This is a genomic window from Roseicyclus marinus, from assembly GCF_030163795.1.
Classification (GTDB): domain Bacteria; phylum Pseudomonadota; class Alphaproteobacteria; order Rhodobacterales; family Rhodobacteraceae; genus Roseicyclus; species Roseicyclus marinus.
Genome location: NZ_JASJOF010000002.1, coordinates 156,959 through 172,738 on the forward strand (window position 1 = coordinate 156,959; position 15,780 = coordinate 172,738).

The 15,780-nt window shown below is 65.6% G+C and carries 18 protein-coding genes; 13 read left to right on the forward strand and 5 right to left on the reverse strand.

Annotation, left to right across the window (positions count from 1 at the left end):
• The first annotated feature begins 59 nt into the window (after positions 1–59).
• From QQK63_RS03605 to QQK63_RS03630, 6 genes are all read left to right on the forward strand, one after another.
• Positions 60–986, forward strand: coding sequence for a carbohydrate kinase family protein (locus tag QQK63_RS03605; protein WP_277827463.1), 927 nt, complete (start codon positions 60–62; stop codon positions 984–986).
• Complete coding sequence (gene dtd / locus QQK63_RS03610) at positions 983–1,420, forward strand: D-aminoacyl-tRNA deacylase (protein ID WP_277827460.1); 438 nt, start codon at positions 983–985, stop codon at positions 1,418–1,420. The genes QQK63_RS03605 and dtd overlap by 4 nt, the downstream gene beginning before the upstream one ends.
• A gap of 115 nt (positions 1,421–1,535) precedes the next feature.
• On the forward strand, positions 1,536–2,963 hold the full coding sequence (locus tag QQK63_RS03615) for a circularly permuted type 2 ATP-grasp protein (protein WP_277827458.1): 1,428 nt from the start codon (positions 1,536–1,538) through the stop codon (positions 2,961–2,963).
• Positions 2,964–2,967: 4 nt separating this feature from the next.
• Positions 2,968–3,909: an alpha-E domain-containing protein gene (locus QQK63_RS03620; RefSeq protein WP_277827456.1), complete on the forward strand. Its 942-nt coding sequence runs from the start codon at positions 2,968–2,970 to the stop codon at positions 3,907–3,909.
• 4 nt (positions 3,910–3,913) lie between these two features.
• Positions 3,914–4,717: a transglutaminase family protein gene (locus tag QQK63_RS03625; RefSeq protein ID WP_277827453.1), complete on the forward strand. Its 804-nt coding sequence runs from the start codon at positions 3,914–3,916 to the stop codon at positions 4,715–4,717.
• A 46-nt stretch (positions 4,718–4,763) separates the two neighbouring features.
• Positions 4,764–5,504, forward strand: coding sequence for a proteasome-type protease (locus tag QQK63_RS03630; protein WP_277827451.1), 741 nt, complete (start codon positions 4,764–4,766; stop codon positions 5,502–5,504).
• Positions 5,505–5,611: 107 nt separating this feature from the next.
• Here the strand turns inward: QQK63_RS03630 and QQK63_RS03635 are convergent, their stop codons facing one another.
• Positions 5,612–6,775, reverse strand: coding sequence for an FAD-dependent monooxygenase (locus QQK63_RS03635; RefSeq protein WP_277827449.1), 1,164 nt, complete (start codon positions 6,773–6,775; stop codon positions 5,612–5,614).
• Positions 6,776–6,853: 78 nt separating this feature from the next.
• Positions 6,854–7,276, reverse strand: coding sequence for an RNA polymerase-binding protein DksA (dksA, locus tag QQK63_RS03640; RefSeq protein WP_277827835.1), 423 nt, complete (start codon positions 7,274–7,276; stop codon positions 6,854–6,856).
• A 273-nt stretch (positions 7,277–7,549) separates the two neighbouring features.
• Here dksA and QQK63_RS03645 point away from each other — a divergent pair, with 273 nt between their 5' ends.
• From QQK63_RS03645 to QQK63_RS03675, 7 genes are all read left to right on the forward strand, one after another.
• Positions 7,550–8,395, forward strand: coding sequence for an AAA family ATPase (locus QQK63_RS03645; RefSeq protein WP_277827447.1), 846 nt, complete (start codon positions 7,550–7,552; stop codon positions 8,393–8,395).
• 234 nt (positions 8,396–8,629) lie between these two features.
• Complete coding sequence (locus tag QQK63_RS03650; RefSeq protein WP_336618805.1) at positions 8,630–10,000, forward strand: DUF2927 domain-containing protein; 1,371 nt, start codon at positions 8,630–8,632, stop codon at positions 9,998–10,000.
• A 24-nt stretch (positions 10,001–10,024) separates the two neighbouring features.
• Positions 10,025–10,189: a hypothetical protein gene (locus QQK63_RS03655; protein ID WP_277827445.1), complete on the forward strand. Its 165-nt coding sequence runs from the start codon at positions 10,025–10,027 to the stop codon at positions 10,187–10,189.
• Between the two features lie 16 nt (positions 10,190–10,205).
• The gene (locus QQK63_RS03660; RefSeq protein ID WP_277827443.1) at positions 10,206–11,390 is read left to right on the forward strand and encodes a vWA domain-containing protein; all 1,185 of its coding nucleotides are present in this window, start codon (positions 10,206–10,208) and stop codon (positions 11,388–11,390) included.
• A complete protein-coding gene (locus QQK63_RS03665) occupies positions 11,387–11,737 on the forward strand; it encodes a hypothetical protein (RefSeq protein WP_277827441.1) in 351 nt (116 codons plus the stop codon). The genes QQK63_RS03660 and QQK63_RS03665 overlap by 4 nt, the downstream gene beginning before the upstream one ends.
• On the forward strand, positions 11,734–12,360 hold the full coding sequence (locus tag QQK63_RS03670) for a DedA family protein (protein ID WP_277827439.1): 627 nt from the start codon (positions 11,734–11,736) through the stop codon (positions 12,358–12,360). Before QQK63_RS03665 ends, QQK63_RS03670 begins: the two co-directional genes overlap by 4 nt.
• A 43-nt stretch (positions 12,361–12,403) precedes the next feature.
• Positions 12,404–13,102, forward strand: a complete 699-nt coding sequence (locus QQK63_RS03675) for a M48 family metalloprotease (RefSeq protein ID WP_277827437.1) — start codon at positions 12,404–12,406, stop codon at positions 13,100–13,102.
• Positions 13,103–13,160: 58 nt separating this feature from the next.
• Here QQK63_RS03675 and QQK63_RS03680 read toward each other — a convergent pair whose 3' ends face one another.
• From QQK63_RS03680 to QQK63_RS03690, 3 genes are read right to left on the reverse strand one after another with little or no spacing between them, the layout of a single operon-like run.
• Positions 13,161–13,703, reverse strand: coding sequence for an RSP_2648 family PIN domain-containing protein (locus QQK63_RS03680; protein WP_277827435.1), 543 nt, complete (start codon positions 13,701–13,703; stop codon positions 13,161–13,163).
• Positions 13,700–14,908, reverse strand: a complete 1,209-nt coding sequence (locus QQK63_RS03685; protein ID WP_277827433.1) for an RSP_2647 family RNA methyltransferase — start codon at positions 14,906–14,908, stop codon at positions 13,700–13,702. The genes QQK63_RS03680 and QQK63_RS03685 overlap by 4 nt, the downstream gene beginning before the upstream one ends.
• A gap of 37 nt (positions 14,909–14,945) precedes the next feature.
• Positions 14,946–15,578: a DUF6778 family protein gene (locus QQK63_RS03690; RefSeq protein WP_277827431.1), complete on the reverse strand. Its 633-nt coding sequence runs from the start codon at positions 15,576–15,578 to the stop codon at positions 14,946–14,948.
• Between the last annotated feature and the right edge of the window lie 202 nt (positions 15,579–15,780).

Here is a 15,780-nt window from a genome sequence, read left to right on the forward strand (position 1 = left end):
TGGCCTGCGCGCCTGTCCCGTCTTAGTCAGACGCTCAGGAAATACAGCGGAGACATTCCATGTTGCTATGCGCGGGCGAGGCCCTGATCGACATGCTGCCGCGCCAGACCGAGGCGGGCGAGGCGGGCTTTGCCCCCTATCCCGGAGGCTCCGTCTTCAACACCGCGGTCGCCGCCGCGCGTCTGGGTCTTGGCACGCGGTTTTTCAGCGGCATCTCCACCGATCTCTTCGGGGAACGTCTGGCCGCGGTCCTGAAGGCGTCGGGTGTCGATCACGGGCTTGCGTCACGGTCCGATCGGCCCACCACGCTGGCCTTCGTTACCCTGACCGGCGGTCAGGCGCGCTATGCGTTCTATGACGAGAACACGGCGGGCCGAATGCTGACGGATGCCGACCTGCCCGCGCTGCCGCCCGAGGTCAGGGCCGTCTTTTTCGGCGGGATCAGCCTTGCCGTCGAACCCTGCGCCGAGGCCTATGCGACGCTGGCCACGCGGACAAGCGCCGACCGGTTGGTGATGCTCGACCCCAACATCCGCCCCGGCTTCATCGCCGACGAGGCGCGCTTCCGCGCCCGGATGGACCGGATGTTGGCCGCCGCTGATGTGGTCAAGATCTCGGACGAGGACATGGAATGGCTGATGGGCGCAGGCCCCCTGCCCGACCTGGCCGCGGCCTTGCTGGCCAAGGGCCCGGCATTGGTTCTGGTGACCCAAGGTGCCGACGGTGTCACCGCTTATGGGGCGGGCACACCCCGCCATGCCGCCGCCCCCAAGGTCGAAGTGGTCGATACCGTGGGCGCGGGCGATACGTTCAACGCGGGCTTTCTGGCCGGGCTGGCCGATGCGGATGCGCTCGACAAGACGCGAGTTCGCGCCGGTCTGCCGCCCGAGATCCTGCGCGCGGCGCTGGATCTGGGCGTGCGCGCCGCGGCCGTCACTGTGGCCCGCGCCGGGGCCAACCCGCCGCATCGGTCCGACCTCGCATGAGGGCATTGGTCCAAAGGGTCACCGAAGCCCGGGTCGAGGTGCAAGGCACGCTGATCGGGCAGACGGGGCCGGGCCTCCTGATCCTCGTCTGCGCCATGCAGGACGACACCGAGGCACAGGCCGATGCGCTGGCCGCCAAGGTGGCCAAGCTGCGCATCTTCAAGGACGAGGCGGGCAAGATGAACCGCTCGCTTCTGGACACGGGCGGGGGCGCGCTGGTCGTCAGCCAGTTCACGCTGGCCGCCGATACGCGCAGCGGCAACCGTCCCGGGTTTTCGACGGCAGCCGCGCCAGAGCTTGGCGAAGCGCTCTACCGGCGCTTCGCCGCGGCGCTCGCGTCGCTTGGCCCCAAGGTCGAAACCGGACGCTTCGGGGCGGACATGGCGGTGACGCTGACAAACGACGGGCCGGTTACCATTTGGCTTGAAACTTAGGCAAATTGTCTAAAGGCTAGGCAAATACAGAAGCGGGCTCCTTAATCGCCGCCGATCCACTGGCGCTTGCCTCCGGGCTTTGCGCCTATGAGGACAGGGTTTTCGACAGGATGACATGACCGATACACCGCGCTTTTTCGACGAGATGCACCACGGGGACGGATCGCCCCGCCCGCCCTATGACACCTATTGCGGTTGGTTCGGCTCCGAGGATCTGCGCGACCTGCGCAAGAAATCCACGGATGCCGAACAGTTCTTTCGCCGCACCGGCATCACCTTCAACGTCTATGGTCAGGCCGAGGCCGATGAACGGCTGATCCCCTTCGACATCGTGCCGCGCATCATCTCCGCACGGGAATGGGCGCGGCTGACGCGCGGCATCGAACAACGCGTGCGCGCCATCAATGCCTTTTTGCACGACATCTACCACCGGCAGGAAATCCTGCGCGCGGGTCGTGTTCCCGTGGACCTGATCGCGCGCAACGAGGCGTTCCTGCCGCAGATGATCGGCATGTCCCCGCCCGGCAATGTCTACACCCATATCGTCGGCGTCGATCTGGTGCGGACCGGGGAAGATGAATTCTACGTTCTCGAGGACAATGCCCGGACGCCGTCGGGTGTCAGCTACATGCTGGAAAACCGGGAAACGATGCTGCAGATGTTCCCCGAGCTGTTCACCCGCATCAAGGTGCAGCCCGTGTCCGACTATCCGCGCGACCTGCGCCGCTCGCTCGCGGCAAGCGCGCCGCCCAATTGTTCGTCCGACTGCACGGTCGCGGTGCTAACCCCGGGCATCCACAACTCGGCCTATTTCGAACATGCGTTTCTGGCCGACCAGATGGGCGTAGAACTGGTCGAGGGGCACGATATCCGCATCACCGGTGGCAAGGTGCAGATGCGCACGACCCAAGGGTACAAGCCCATCGACGTGTTGTACCGCCGCGTCGACGACGATTTCCTCGACCCGCTGAACTTTCGCCCCGACAGCATGCTGGGCGTACCGGGGGTCATGGATGTCTACCGCGCGGGCGGCATCACCATCGCCAACGCGCCGGGGACGGGCATCGCCGACGACAAGGCGATCTACAGCTATATGCCCGACATCGTGGAATTCTACACCGGCGAGAAAGCGATCTTGCAAAACGTGCCGACGTGGCGCTGCGGCGACGCAGACTCGCTTGCCTATGTCCTCGATCACCTGCCCGAATTGGTGGTGAAGGAAGTGCATGGCTCTGGCGGCTACGGGATGCTGGTGGGTCCCGCCGCCTCGAAAAAGGAGCTGGCGGCGTTCCGGGCCAAGTTGACGGCCAAACCGGGCAATTACATCGCGCAGCCGACGCTGGCGCTGTCGACCGTGCCGATCCTGACCAAGGCGGGGCTGGCCCCGCGCCATGTCGACCTACGCCCCTTCGTTCTGGTCGCGCCGGACAAGATCTCGATCACGCCGGGGGGGCTGACACGCGTGGCGATCAAGAAAGGGTCTTTGGTCGTGAACTCGTCGCAGGGTGGCGGCACGAAAGACACCTGGGTGTTGGAGGAATAGGGCGATGCTGGGCAAGACCGCTGGCGGCCTGTTCTGGATGTTCCGCTATCTTGAACGCTCCGAAAATACCGCGCGCCTGATCGAGGCAGGGTTCCGCATCGCATTGACGCGGGCCGATGGCGATGACGACGAATGGACGAGCGTCCTGCAAACGGCCGCCGTCTCGCATCTGTATTTCCAGAAGCATGAGCAGATAGACGCTGCGAAGGCGATCGACTTCATGCTGCGCGATATGTCGAACCCGTCGTCGGTGTTGTCGGCCATCGCCGCGGCCCGGATGAACGCGCGCCTTGTGCGCACCGCCATCACCCGCGAGGTCTGGGAGGCGGTGAACGACACCTACATGATCCTTAAGCGCGAACTGGCCCGCCCGGTCAGCGCGCGGGATCTGCCCGAGGTTCTGGCCCTGATCCGTCAGCAATCGGCCTTGGTGCGGGGGGCGATGCACGGCACGATGCTCCGCAACGACATCTTCGATTTCTGCCGGCTCGGCACGTTCCTGGAACGCGCCGACAACACCGCCCGTATTCTGGACGTGAAATATTACGTCCTTCTCCCGTCGATCAGCCAGATCGGGTCGAGCCTCGACAATGTGCAATGGGAAACCATCCTGCGCTCTGTCGCGGGGATGCGCGCCTATCGTTGGATCACCCAAGGCGAGACCAGCCCCATCGGCATCGCGGATTTCCTGATCTTCGACACGCGGATGCCCCGCAGCCTTGCGTTTTCGGCAGGCAAGATCGCGACGAACCTCGCCTATCTCGAAAAGGCCTACGGGCTCCGCCACCCCAGCCACGACCAGATCGACGTGATCTCGGCCCGGCTTACCCATGGCACCATCGACCGCGTCTTCGAAGACGGGCTGCATGAATTCATCACCGATTTCCTGACCGATATCGCCCGTCTTGGGCAGCAGATCGAAACCGATTACCGGTTCTTGGGATAAATACATGCGGCTCAAGATCCTTCACACCACGACCTACCATTTCGACATGCCCGTGTCCTATGGCCTGCAACAATTGCGTCTCGTGCCCAAAAGCCGAGCGGGTCAGGCGATCTTGCACTGGAAGATGGAGATCGAGGGCGGCACGCTGGAAACCGAATTCACCGATCACCACCAGAACCGGGTATCGCTGATTTCCTTCGACCCGCAGGCCAATTCGATCGTCGTGCATTGCGAGGGAGAGGTGGAGACTTCGGATGTCGCAGGCGTCACGGGGCGGCACGCGGGCTTTGCGCCCCTGTGGTTCTTTCGCGGCGCCACCGATCTGACGCGGGCCGGGCAAAAGGTCCGGGCCCTGACCCGCGGCCTGAAGGAAGAAGAGAGCGGCGATATCCCCCGGCTTCACGCGCTGTCCGCAAGGGTTCTTGCCGCCGTTCCCTACGAGATCGGGGTGACCCAATCCAACACCTCCGCCGAGGAAGCGATCGACCTTGGCGGTGGCGTGTGCCAGGACCATGCCCATATCTTCATCGCCGCGGCTCGGTACATGGGCTACCCGGCACGCTATGTGTCGGGCTACCTGATGATGAACGACCGCGTGCATCAGGATGCCAGCCATGCCTGGGCCGAGGTCTTTGTCGAACCGCTGGGCTGGGTCGGCTTCGACATCTCGAACGCGATCTCACCCGACACGCGGTATGTCCGTGTCGCGACCGGCCTCGACTACCGCGATGCGGCCCCGGTCAGCGGTTTGCGCTTTGGCCGATCGGGCGAAGCGATGTCCATCGACATCCAGGTTCAGCAGCAGTAATCCTGACCGTGACAGGCGGGGGCAGGCAGGGGATGGTGGCAGGCGCATGACATATTGCGTGGGGCTCAAGCTCGACCGGGGGCTGGTGTTCATGTCGGACACCCGCACCAATGCAGGCGTCGACAACATCAGCGTGTTTCGAAAGATGTTCCTTTGGGAACGAGCCGGCGAACGCTCGGTGACGCTGATGACGGCAGGCAACCTTGCGACCACGCAAGCCGTGGTGTCCTTGCTGAACGAGCGTGCGAAACCGGCCGACGAACGCGGCGCGCCCTCGATCCTCGAGGCGCAGTCTATGTTCCAGGTGGCCAAACTGGTCGGAGAGACCCTGCGCGAGGTCATCTTCGAGCAATCGGGCCGGGCCGGGCCCGTGGCCGACAGCCCGTTTTCCGCGACCCTTATCCTCGGCGGTCAGGTTCAGGGCGGGGAGCCGCGCCTGTTCATGATCTACCCCGAGGGGAATTTCGTGGAAGCCAGCGCCGACACGCCCTTTTTCCAGATCGGCGAGACGAAATACGGCAAACCGATTCTCGTACGCGCCTATGATCCGGGCATGAGTTTCGAGGATGCCGTGAAGCTCCTGATGCTGAGCTTCGATTCGACGATCAAGGCGAACCTGTCGGTCAGCCTGCCGCTGGACCTGCATCTCTACGATGCGGACAGCCTGCGGACAGGTCGCGTCCACCGGATCGAGCGTGACGATCCCTTTTACGAAATGATTTCCTCGGGTTGGGGCGAAGCCTTGCGCGCGGCCTTCGACAAATTGCCGGCCTATCGGTTGGAGTGATCGCGGCCGCGCCCTGCGCGGCATCTGAAGGCGCCGCCTGCCCCGCTTAATGGTTCGCCGCAGAACGGCGTACCGGGTACAATTTCAAAAGCCGCAACCTTGAGCAGTTACGCTGTCACGTCGAACCGATGCACCCAATCGAACTTTCCCGTCACCACATGTGGCGCGAAGCGTTGCGCGGCGCGCAATGCCGTATGGGCGGCGAACCGAAGCGGTCCCGGCCTCAGATGGTAATTCCCGGCATTATCATTGGCCGCCTGCACGACGCGCGCGCAGCGCGGGCGGCGCAGCGCCTCGTAGCGCGCCAAAGCGGAACGTGTCTCGGGCTCTTCGGACAGGCAGCGCGCCAGCACATAGGCATCTTCCAGCGCCATGTTGGCACCTTGCGCCAGAAAGGGCAGCGTAGGATGTGCCGCATCGCCCAAGAGCGCCAGCCGATGGTCTTGCCAGACCTGCGCCACCGGATGGCGAAACAGGCCCCAAAGAAACACATCCTCCGCCCGGTCGAGCATGTCCCGCAATTCCGGGCAGAAATCGGTGAAGGCGCGCGATAGCCGCGCGGGGTCATCCCGGTGCTGCCAGCCTTCGGCGGCCCATCCATCGCGCTCTTCGACCGCCACGATATTCACCAGCCGCCGGTCGCGCAGCGGGTAGCGCACCACGTGCCGCCCGGGCCCCATGAAGACATGCGCCTCGGGCGCCATGGGCTCGGCCACGGGAATGATGCAGCGCCACGCCACCTGCCCGGTGAAGAAGGGCCGCGATTTGGGGTTGAGGGCCAGCCGCGCGGGCGAATGCAACCCGTCGGCGGCGATGGTCAGGCCATGGCGCTCGACCCGTCCATCCGCCAGCGTCAGTTCGGTCGCCATCGGCCCCGGTGTGATGGCGGCAACCCGCGCGCCCAGCCGGATCGTGACGCCGCGCGCCTCTGCCTCCTGCGCCAGAAGCTCGACAAGATCGGCCCGATGCACCAGATGCCACGGCTGGTCTTGCCGCGTGAGCGGCATGGTGAACACCTCGGCCCCACGCCGGAAATCGCGCAACCGCACCGCCTGTGACCGGGGGCTGAGCGCGGCCAACTGATCCGCCACGCCAAGGGCCTGCAACACGCGCCAGCCATTGGGACTGATCTGGATGCCGGCACCGACCTCGGTGATCCGGGGGGCCTGTTCCAGCACGGTCACGACCGCCCCGCGCGCGGCCAAGGCCAGCGCGGCCGCAAGACCGCCGATCCCGCCGCCGACGATCGTCACCTCCTGCCCGATCAGCATGTCATCCCCCGATATGAAAAGGGCACCCCGAAGGATGCCCCTGATGTGTTCCAGCCAAACCGCCGAAAGGCAGCGCGGTCAGTCGTCGCGATGCACCTTTTCGCGGCGTTCGTGACGTTCCTGCGCCTCGAGGCTCATGGTGGCGATGGGGCGCGCATCCAGCCGCTTGAGGCTGATGGGTTCGCCGGTCACCTCGCAATAGCCGTATTCGCCCTCCTCGATGCGGCGCAGCGCGCTGTCGATTTTGGCGATCAGCTTGCGCTGGCGGTCGCGCGTGCGCAGCTCCAGCGCGCGATCGGTTTCCTCGCTCGCCCGGTCGGCGATGTCGGGAATATTGCGCGTGCCGTCCTGAAGCGCCTCGACCGTGGTCCGGCTCTCGTCCAGCAACTCGTTCTTCCAACTGATCAGCTTACGCCGAAAATATTCGAGCTGACGCTCGTTCATGAATGGTTCGTCCTCGGCGGGACGGTAATCCTCGGGCAGAAAATTCTCGGCCTTCATGTCGCTCCCCTCAGCGGAGCCGGCGTGGTCTTGTCGGTCTGGCATGACACCCTCCCGGCCCCTCGCCGCCCGATTACTAGACGACGCGCGGCTTGTCGACACTCTATTGCGTGACCCCGATCAATCCCGCCGGACGACGGCTTGCGTTTCCTTATGAGGCAGGTTTTTTGCCTTATGCCCGCTGTTTGGGCGTTTTTCCGGCGGAGCCGGAGCCGGCCCTTTCCCCGCAGGGCCCAAGCCGCTACGACTGATCCAAGCAAGGAGAGCACCGCCATGACCACCCGCTTCGAAGGCAGCGACAGCTATGTGGCGACCGAGGATCTGACCGTTGCGGTCAATGCCGCGGTCACGCTGGAACGTCCGCTTTTGGTCAAGGGCGAACCGGGCACAGGCAAAACCGAATTGGCCCGGCAGGTCGCGGCCTCGCTCGGGCTTCCGATCCTCGAGTGGCACATCAAATCCACCACCCGTGCCCAGCAGGGCCTTTATGAATACGATGCGGTCAGCCGTTTGCGCGACAGCCAGCTGGGGGATGAGCGGGTCAACGACGTGCGCAACTACATCCGCAAGGGCAAGCTGTGGCAAGCCTTTGAACAGGAGGGGAAATGCGTCCTCCTGATCGACGAGATCGACAAGGCGGACATCGAATTTCCCAACGATCTTTTGCAAGAATTGGACCGGATGGAGTTCTTCGTCTACGAGACCGGAGAAACGATCCGCGCCCGGACGCGACCCATCGTCATCATCACGTCCAACAACGAAAAGGAACTGCCCGACGCGTTCCTCAGGCGCTGTTTCTTTCACTACATCCGCTTTCCCGACATGGAGGTGATGAAGCAGATCGTCGAGGTGCATTTCCCGGGCATCAAGGCGCAGCTTCTGACCACGGCGCTTACGCAATTCTACGAGATTCGCGAGCAGCAGGGGCTCAAGAAAAAGCCCTCCACCTCCGAGGTGCTGGATTGGCTGAAGCTGCTTCTGGCTGAAGATCTGTCGCCCGAGGATCTGCGCCGTGACGGCGCCTCGGCGCTGCCCAAGCTGCATGGCGCGCTGTTGAAGAACGAACAAGACGTGGCCCTGTTCGAGCGCCTCGCCTTTCTGGCACGGCGGCAAAGGTAAAGGCCCGGTAAACAAATCGCCCCAATCGTTTTCAAAGTATGAAACGATGGCGAAACAAAGTCCGCGGGGCGGGAGACTTCGGATGGTTCACCGAATTGATGCCACAATCGGTCCGCATCGTGCGATGGAGAAAGCCCACGTTCCGATTCCCGCCGGGATTGTCATGACCTTGCCGTTCGCCAGCCTCTCACCGCGCCGTGCTGCGCCGACCGGGTCCGCCCGCGGATGAAAGCCGTGCGTCACCTGGGCCTCGCGACAACCTCGGCGCTCGTCTTGTCGGGCTGCGTGGCCTCGACCATGCCCGTCGGAGAGATGCCCGAGCGCCGGATGCCGCCCGCCATCGCGCAGGCCGTGCCGACGATGAGCCAGTTCGGCGCGGCGCAACCGAGCCCCACCACAAGGTCAAATTCCCAGATCGCGGCCGATTTCATGGAGCTGTCGTTCCAGATGGAATCGGGACGCCGGATCGAGCGGCTGTCGCGGTTCGAGGGACCGATCACCATCGCCGTCGCGCCGGGCGCGCCCGCCACGCTGTCGCCGGACCTCGACCGGTTGATCGACCGCCTGCGGACCGAGGCGCGCATCGACATCCGCCGTGTCGCCCATGGGCAGGAGGCGAACATCACCATCGAGACCCTGCCGCGCGCCCGGATGCAGCGCATCGTGCCCGAGGCCGCCTGTTTCGTGGTGCCGCGCGTCACGTCATGGGCAGAATTCCGGCGCGCGCGCAATTCGCGTGACATGGACTGGACCACGCTCGACAGCCGCGAGCGTGTCGCCGTCTTCTTGCCCAACGATGTCGCGCCGCAAGAGGTGCGCGATTGCCTGCATGAAGAGGTGGCGCAGGCGCTGGGGCCGCTCAACGACCTGTATCGCCTGCCCGATTCCATCTTTAACGACGACAATTTCCATGCCGTCCTGACCGGTTTCGACATGCTGATCCTGCGCGCCTATTACGATCCGGCGCTTCGGTCGGGGATGACGCGGGCCGAGGTCGCCGCGGCCTTGCCCGGTATCCTTGCCCGGATCAATCCGCGCGGACAGACGATCGGCGGCGGCGGCGCGACCACGCCGACACCGCGCGCGTGGATCGAGGCGATCGAGACCGCGCTGGGGCCGGGGACGCGCGACGGGCTGCGCGTCGCGGCCGCCGAGCGCGCGGTGTCCATCGCCGTTCAAGAGGGGCTGACGGATGCGCGGCTGGCCTTCAGTTATTTCGCGCTTGGCCGGTTGGCGCTCGGGACCGATGTGGAACGCTCGGTGAGCGCCTTTCTGGCGGCCTCCGACATCTACGACGGGATCGCGCCGGGCGGCATTCATTCGGCCCATATCGACATGCAGCTTGCCGCCTTTGCGCTGAGTTCAGGCCGCGCGGACGAGGCGCTGCGCCTGTCGGGACGTGCGATGCCCGCCGCGACGCAGGCGCAGAATGCATCGCTTCTGTCCACGCTCCTGATGATCCGGGCCGAGGCGCTGGACGCGCTTGGCCGGGCGTCGGAGGCGCGTCAGGTGCGGCTCGACAGCCTCGCCTGGGGTCGCTATGGGTTCGGCAATTCCGCGGCGGTAGGCGCGCGCCTCACAGAGGTCGCTGCGCTTGCGCCGTGACAATGGACCGGGCGGGACGAGAGCATGTTGAACTTGATCGGAGGGGCCTGCGGCATCGCGCTGGGGCTGATCGTGGCACGCCGCAAGGGCGGCAACAGGCTTGACCTGCTGCATTACGCCACGATTTTCGGCATCATCGGCTTTACGATCGGGGCCTTTGCGATGCTTGTGATCCCGGCGCCCGCCTGACATCTTGTCGGGCAAGATGTTCCTGCCCTTTTTCGAAACACTCCGCGCCGCGCGCATTCCCGTCAGCCTCAGGGAATACCTCGCCTTCCTTGAGGGCGTGTCGCGCGGGCTTGTGACCTATGACGTGGACGGGTTCTACTATCTTGCCCGCACCGCCATGGTGAAGGACGAGCGCCATCTCGACCGGTTCGACCAGTGTTTCGCCCATACCTTCGGCGGGTTGGAGCAGATCACGCCCGAACAGGTGCTGGAGGCCGCCGACATCCCGCGCGAATGGCTGGAGAAACTGGCCGAAAAGCACCTGACGCCCGAGGAACGCGAAGAGATCAAGGCGCTTGGCGGGTTCGACAAGCTGATGGAGACGCTGCGCGAGCGGTTGCGCGAGCAGCAAGGCCGCCACCAAGGTGGCAGCAAGTGGATCGGCACGGCGGGCACATCCCCCTTTGGCGCCTATGGCTACAATCCCGAGGGCGTAAGGATCGGCCAGGTTGAGTCCCGCCACCGACGCGCGGTCAAGGTTTGGGATAAGCGGGATTTCAAGGATTTCGCGGGCGACGTGGAATTGGGCACGCGCAACATCAAGGTGGCGCTGAAACGGCTGCGGCAATGGGCGCGGGACGGCGCGGCCGAGGAGCTGGATCTGGATGGCACGATCCGCGCCACCGCCGAACAGGGCTGGCTCGACGTGAAAACGCGGCCGGAACGGCGCAACGCGGTCAAGGTTTTGCTGTTTCTCGACGTGGGCGGGTCGATGGACGATCACATCAAGGTGGTGGAGGAATTGTTTTCCGCCGCGCGCGCCGAGTTCAAACACCTCGAACATTATTATTTCCACAATTGCCTGTATGAAAACGTCTGGCGCGACAACCGCAGGCGATGGACCGAGCAGATCCCGACCCATGAGGTGATGAACACCTACGGGTCTGATTACAAATGTATCTTTGTGGGCGATGCCGCCATGTCGCCCTATGAGATTGCCTCTGCGGGCGGGGCCAACGAACATTGGAACGAGGAGGCCGGACAAGTCTGGCTGGAGCGCGCGCGCACCCAATGGCCCGACCATCTGTGGATCAACCCGACACCCGAGAAGCTGTGGGGCTATACGCAATCCATCGGCATGATCCGCGAGATTTTCGAGGGGCGGATGGTGCCCATGACGCTCGAGGGTCTGGATCGGGGCATGCGGGATCTGGGACGGTGAGCGCGCGCCCGGGCGCGTTTGGCTATCTGTGGCGACACCATCGCGCGGCCCTGATAGCCCTTGGCCTTGCCCTGTGCGTCGCGTTGTTTTTCGTGGTGCGGCTGGCGGTTTTTGCCGTCTATTGGGCAGACCCCGCCCATCGCGACCAGCGGATCGAGGGATGGATGACGCCGGGCTATGTCGCGCGATCATGGGACCTGCCGCGCGAAGCCCTGCAAGATGCCCTGCCCGACCTGCGCCCCGGCGCGCGCGCCACGCTGGCCGAGATCGCGCAGGCGGAGGGTGTGCCCCTGTCCGAGGTGATCGCGCGGATGGAGGCCGCCATCGACGCGGCGCGCGCGCCATGACCGAAACGGTGTTGGCCTTGGTTCCGACCTACGGGCTGGGCCTGATCGCGCTGGCGACCTTTCTGTCCTGTCTTGCGCTGCCGATGCCAGCCTCGCTGGTGATGCTGTCGGCGGGAGGGTTTGCGGCGGCGGGCGACCTGGTGTTGTGGCAGGCGGCGGCTGCGGCGCTGGCGGGCGCGGTTCTGGGCGATCAGGCGGGATACCAGATCGGGCGGATCGGTGGGCGGCTGGTGTCGGGGCGCGCGCCATTTGATCGCCGCGCGGCCCCGCGCGCGCCATCTGATCGCCGCGCGGCCCTGCGCGCGAGGGCGACCGAGTATCTGGCAACCCGTGGTAGCTGGGCGGTGTTTTTCAGCCGTTGGCTGGTGTCGCCGCTTGGGCCTTACGTGAATTTTGCGGGTGGGGCGGCGCAACTGGACTGGGGGCGGTTCACCCGGGCGGGGGTGGCGGGCGAGGCGATCTGGGTCGCGCTTTACATCGGTCTTGGCGCGGCCTTTGCCGAGGATATCGTGGCGCTTGCCGATCTTTTGGGCAGCGCCTCGGGGTTGCTGGTGGCCTTGGCGGTGGCCGGGGGTCTGGCGGCATGGCTGCGCGCAGCCCTGCGACATCGGGCGCATCCCTGATTGCGCCGTTGCCGATGCCCGGGGCGCGCCCCATATCCGGTTCATGTTGAAGTTGACCCCGATCCTTCTGGCCATCGGCTACGCGCTGGTGATGTATCAATTCTCGGCTTGGCGCACCAAGCGCGAGCTGGACGCGCGGTCGACCGAACTGGCCGATCCGCGCCTGCGCACGATCATGGCGCGGATGGCCGAGGCGTTGGGGGTCGAGCGCATCCGCGTGAACATCTACGAGGTGGAGCCGGTGAACGGGCTGGCCGCGCCCGATGGGCGGATTTTCCTGACGCGGGGCTTTTACGACAAGTATCGGTCGGGCGAGGTTACGGGCGAGGAATTGGCCAGTGTCGTGGCGCATGAATTGGGCCATGTGGCGCTGGGGCATTCGCGGCGCCGGATGATCGACTTTTCGGGCCAGAACGCTGTGCGCGTGGCGCTGGCCACCGTTCTGGGGCGTCTGGTGCCGGGCGTTGGCGTGTGGATCGCCAACATGCTTGCGGGGCTTTTGGCCGCGCGGCTGAGCCGGCAGGACGAATACGAGGCAGATGCCTATGCCGCGGCCCTTCTGACCAAGGCGGGGATCGGGACGGACGCGCAGAAATCGCTGTTCCTGAAGCTGGAAAGCCTGACGGGGATGGGCGGGCGCGGGATGCCCGCGTGGTTGATGAGCCATCCCAAGACCGCCGACCGCGTCCACGCCATCGAAGCGCTGGAGGCGCGCTGGTCCAAGGAATTGCCGCAGGAGTGAGGGCGTTTTGCTGCGGCAAAACTGCGGGTGGCCCCCCGGCCGCCCGCGCGGTTTGCCTTTATGCCAAAGCCTTGGCGAGCCGTGGCAGGCGCACCCGTTTGAGCAGGGCGCGCTTGTCCAGCTGTTCGCCAGACAGGTGCTGCGCCGTTGCATGAACCCCTGCGACAACCCCGGCCACCTGTTCGGGATGGGAGAGCCAGAGATCGTACAAGGCTGCATCGGGATGAAGCGCCCGCACCCCCTGCCCCGACACTTCACGCGCGGGAAAATCGCGCAGGTTCAGCGTGATGATCGCCTCCGCCTGTCCGGAGACGGCGGTGGCCAGCACATGAACATCGCCCTCGTCGGGGAGCCAAAGCCGCGCCTCGACCCCTAGATCGGCGGGGATCTTGGCTTGCGGAAAGGAGAGCGCAAGCGCCGCGATATCGCCCCGCGCGATGGCCTCGTCGACCGCGCCGCCATGACGGGCGGCCGTGCGCGCCCATTCCTCCAGCAGGCGGTCGGACCAGAGCGGCTCAATCAGGCCCGCACGCGCCACGCCCAACACGATCTCGCGCAGGACCGTGGGATAGAGGACGCAGGCGTCGATCACCGCCCTCATGGCATCAGGCGGAAGACCAGCGCCTTGAGATAGCCCGTTTCCGTGAGCGCCGGATGCTGCGGGTGATCGGGCCCGGCAAAGCCGGTGTGGATCAGGCGCGGATCGCCGCTCGCCCGCCCGATGCCGCGCAAACAGGCGGCGCGGAATTTCGACAGGTCGGCGGCATGAGAACAGGAACACAGGATCAAGATACCGCCCGGTGCCACCAGCGCCGTCGCAAGCCGCGCCACGCGTTCATAGGCGCGCAGGCCCGCCTCGAGCGCCGTCTTGCCGGGGGCAAAGGCGGGCGGGTCGCAGATCACGAGGTCGAACCGCGCGCCTTCGGCGGCCAGCGCCTCCATCTCGGTGAAAGCATCGCCGCGCCGCGTGGTGAATTTTTCCACGACACCCATGGCCGCCGCGCCATCTTGCGCCAGCGCCAAGGCGGGTTCCGACCCGTCGACCGCCACGGCGCTTTCCGCCCCCGCCGCAAGGCAGGCAAGCGCGAAGCCACCGACATGGGAAAACACGTCGAGAACGCGCGCGCCGCGGGCCAGTCGCGCGGCAAAGGCGTGGTTGTCGCGCTGGTCGTAGAAAAGGCCCGTCTTCTGCCCGCCCATGACATCGGCCATGTAGGTCGCGCCATTCATCGGCACGGTGATCGGCCCCTCGGGCGCCTTGCCCGCCAGAACCGCCGTCACCTCGGGCAGACCTTCGGCCAGACGCGCGCGGCCGGTGCCGTTCTTGATGAGCGTGCTGCAGCCCGTCGCCGCCAAGAGGCCACTGACCAGCATCTCTTCGCGGTCTTCGAGCCAGATCGCATTGGGCTGCATCACCAGCGTGTCGCCGAACCGGTCCACGATCAGGCCGGGCAGGCCATCGCCCTCGGCATGGATGAGCCGATAGAAGGGCGCGGCGAAGGCGCGGTCGCGCAACGCCAGCGCCGCCGCGATGCGGGCGGAAAGCCAGGCGGCGTCAATGACTGCGGCGGGATCGCGGTCCAAAAGGCGCAGGCCGATCTTGGCCTCGATCGTGGCGACGCCAAGTCCGAGCGGTTGACGCTCGGCATCTTCCAGCACGGCCAAGGCCCCGGCGGGGATGGCGCGCGACCGGCGGTCGAGGACGAGATCATCCGCCCAGGCCCAGGGGGCGCCGTGGCGGATCTTGCGGGCATCTGCCTTGGGTTTCAGGCGCAGCACCGGATGGGAATGGGGGGGCATGGTCATGCCCCCCCTCTATCCTTGCGCGCGGATCAAAGGAAGATCAGTTCTGCGCCTGAGCCACCGCGATCAGATCGGCGGCGGGCATCGGAAACTCGGCCCGCGCCCAAGCTTGCAGGCGTTCGGTGACGCGGACACGCTGGGTGATGCCCTGCGCCTCTTCGGCAAGCGCGGCCTGCCCACCCGCCGCGCGGAAGGTCAGATCGACGGGGCGCGGTCCGGACAGGACGCGGCCGGTCCGTGCATCGGCCACGGTCAGCATGAAGACGATCTCATGCGCGCCGCCCGTCGTGTAGCGCGCCCGCTCGGTCAGGGCGTGGAATTGCATGACCTCGAGCGAGACGATCACGGGCGTCGAGGCGGCGTCGCGCGGGCGCAGGACCGGCGCCAGCGCCTCGGTCATCAGCGCCTCGACCTGCTCGTAGCGGTCGCCCATCGGATCCTCGCGCCAGACGATATCGGCGAAGGGGCGGATGGAATTGGCTTCGGAGACGGTGAGGCTGCGCGGCACGTCGATGCGCACCTCAACGATCGACCAATCCTGGGTCGGGGTGGCGATCACGGGCGAAATGTTTGTGATCGACGCGTCGCGCGACACGTCGAAGGGCATCGCGCAGGCCGACAGGCCTGTCATGGCCGCAACGATCAGGGCGGATTTGAGAAGTTTTTTCATCATGGCCGTGCCTCCTTGCCGTTCTTGTCGGGCCTGCGGGCGTTTTGTTCGAAATCGGTGCCGTCCGGTGAGGGCCGACAGGATCAAGATCGCCCGTCGAGGCGGCGAAAAGAGGGTCGGACCGCGACAGGGGCGCGATATTCCAGCGGTGATTTCCCGCCCTGTTTGCGTCGGATTTTCGGCAATTGTGGCGGAAAGCGGGTGC

Coding starts and splice junctions, on each gene's coding strand:
- QQK63_RS03605 (WP_277827463.1), top strand. CDS start 60: ATGTTGCTATGCGCGGGCGAGGCCCTGATCGACATGCTGCCGCGCCAG.
- dtd (WP_277827460.1), top strand. CDS start 983: ATGAGGGCATTGGTCCAAAGGGTCACCGAAGCCCGGGTCGAGGTGCAA.
- QQK63_RS03615 (WP_277827458.1), top strand. CDS start 1,536: ATGACCGATACACCGCGCTTTTTCGACGAGATGCACCACGGGGACGGA.
- QQK63_RS03620 (WP_277827456.1), top strand. CDS start 2,968: ATGCTGGGCAAGACCGCTGGCGGCCTGTTCTGGATGTTCCGCTATCTT.
- QQK63_RS03625 (WP_277827453.1), top strand. CDS start 3,914: ATGCGGCTCAAGATCCTTCACACCACGACCTACCATTTCGACATGCCC.
- QQK63_RS03630 (WP_277827451.1), top strand. CDS start 4,764: ATGACATATTGCGTGGGGCTCAAGCTCGACCGGGGGCTGGTGTTCATG.
- QQK63_RS03635 (WP_277827449.1), bottom strand. CDS start 6,775: ATGCTGATCGGGCAGGAGGTGACGATCGTCGGCGGCGGGATCGGCGGT.
- dksA (WP_277827835.1), bottom strand. CDS start 7,276: ATGAAGGCCGAGAATTTTCTGCCCGAGGATTACCGTCCCGCCGAGGAC.
- QQK63_RS03645 (WP_277827447.1), top strand. CDS start 7,550: ATGACCACCCGCTTCGAAGGCAGCGACAGCTATGTGGCGACCGAGGAT.
- QQK63_RS03655 (WP_277827445.1), top strand. CDS start 10,025: ATGTTGAACTTGATCGGAGGGGCCTGCGGCATCGCGCTGGGGCTGATC.
- QQK63_RS03660 (WP_277827443.1), top strand. CDS start 10,206: ATGTTCCTGCCCTTTTTCGAAACACTCCGCGCCGCGCGCATTCCCGTC.
- QQK63_RS03670 (WP_277827439.1), top strand. CDS start 11,734: ATGACCGAAACGGTGTTGGCCTTGGTTCCGACCTACGGGCTGGGCCTG.
- QQK63_RS03675 (WP_277827437.1), top strand. CDS start 12,404: ATGTTGAAGTTGACCCCGATCCTTCTGGCCATCGGCTACGCGCTGGTG.
- QQK63_RS03680 (WP_277827435.1), bottom strand. CDS start 13,703: ATGAGGGCGGTGATCGACGCCTGCGTCCTCTATCCCACGGTCCTGCGC.
- QQK63_RS03685 (WP_277827433.1), bottom strand. CDS start 14,908: ATGACCATGCCCCCCCATTCCCATCCGGTGCTGCGCCTGAAACCCAAG.
- QQK63_RS03690 (WP_277827431.1), bottom strand. CDS start 15,578: ATGATGAAAAAACTTCTCAAATCCGCCCTGATCGTTGCGGCCATGACA.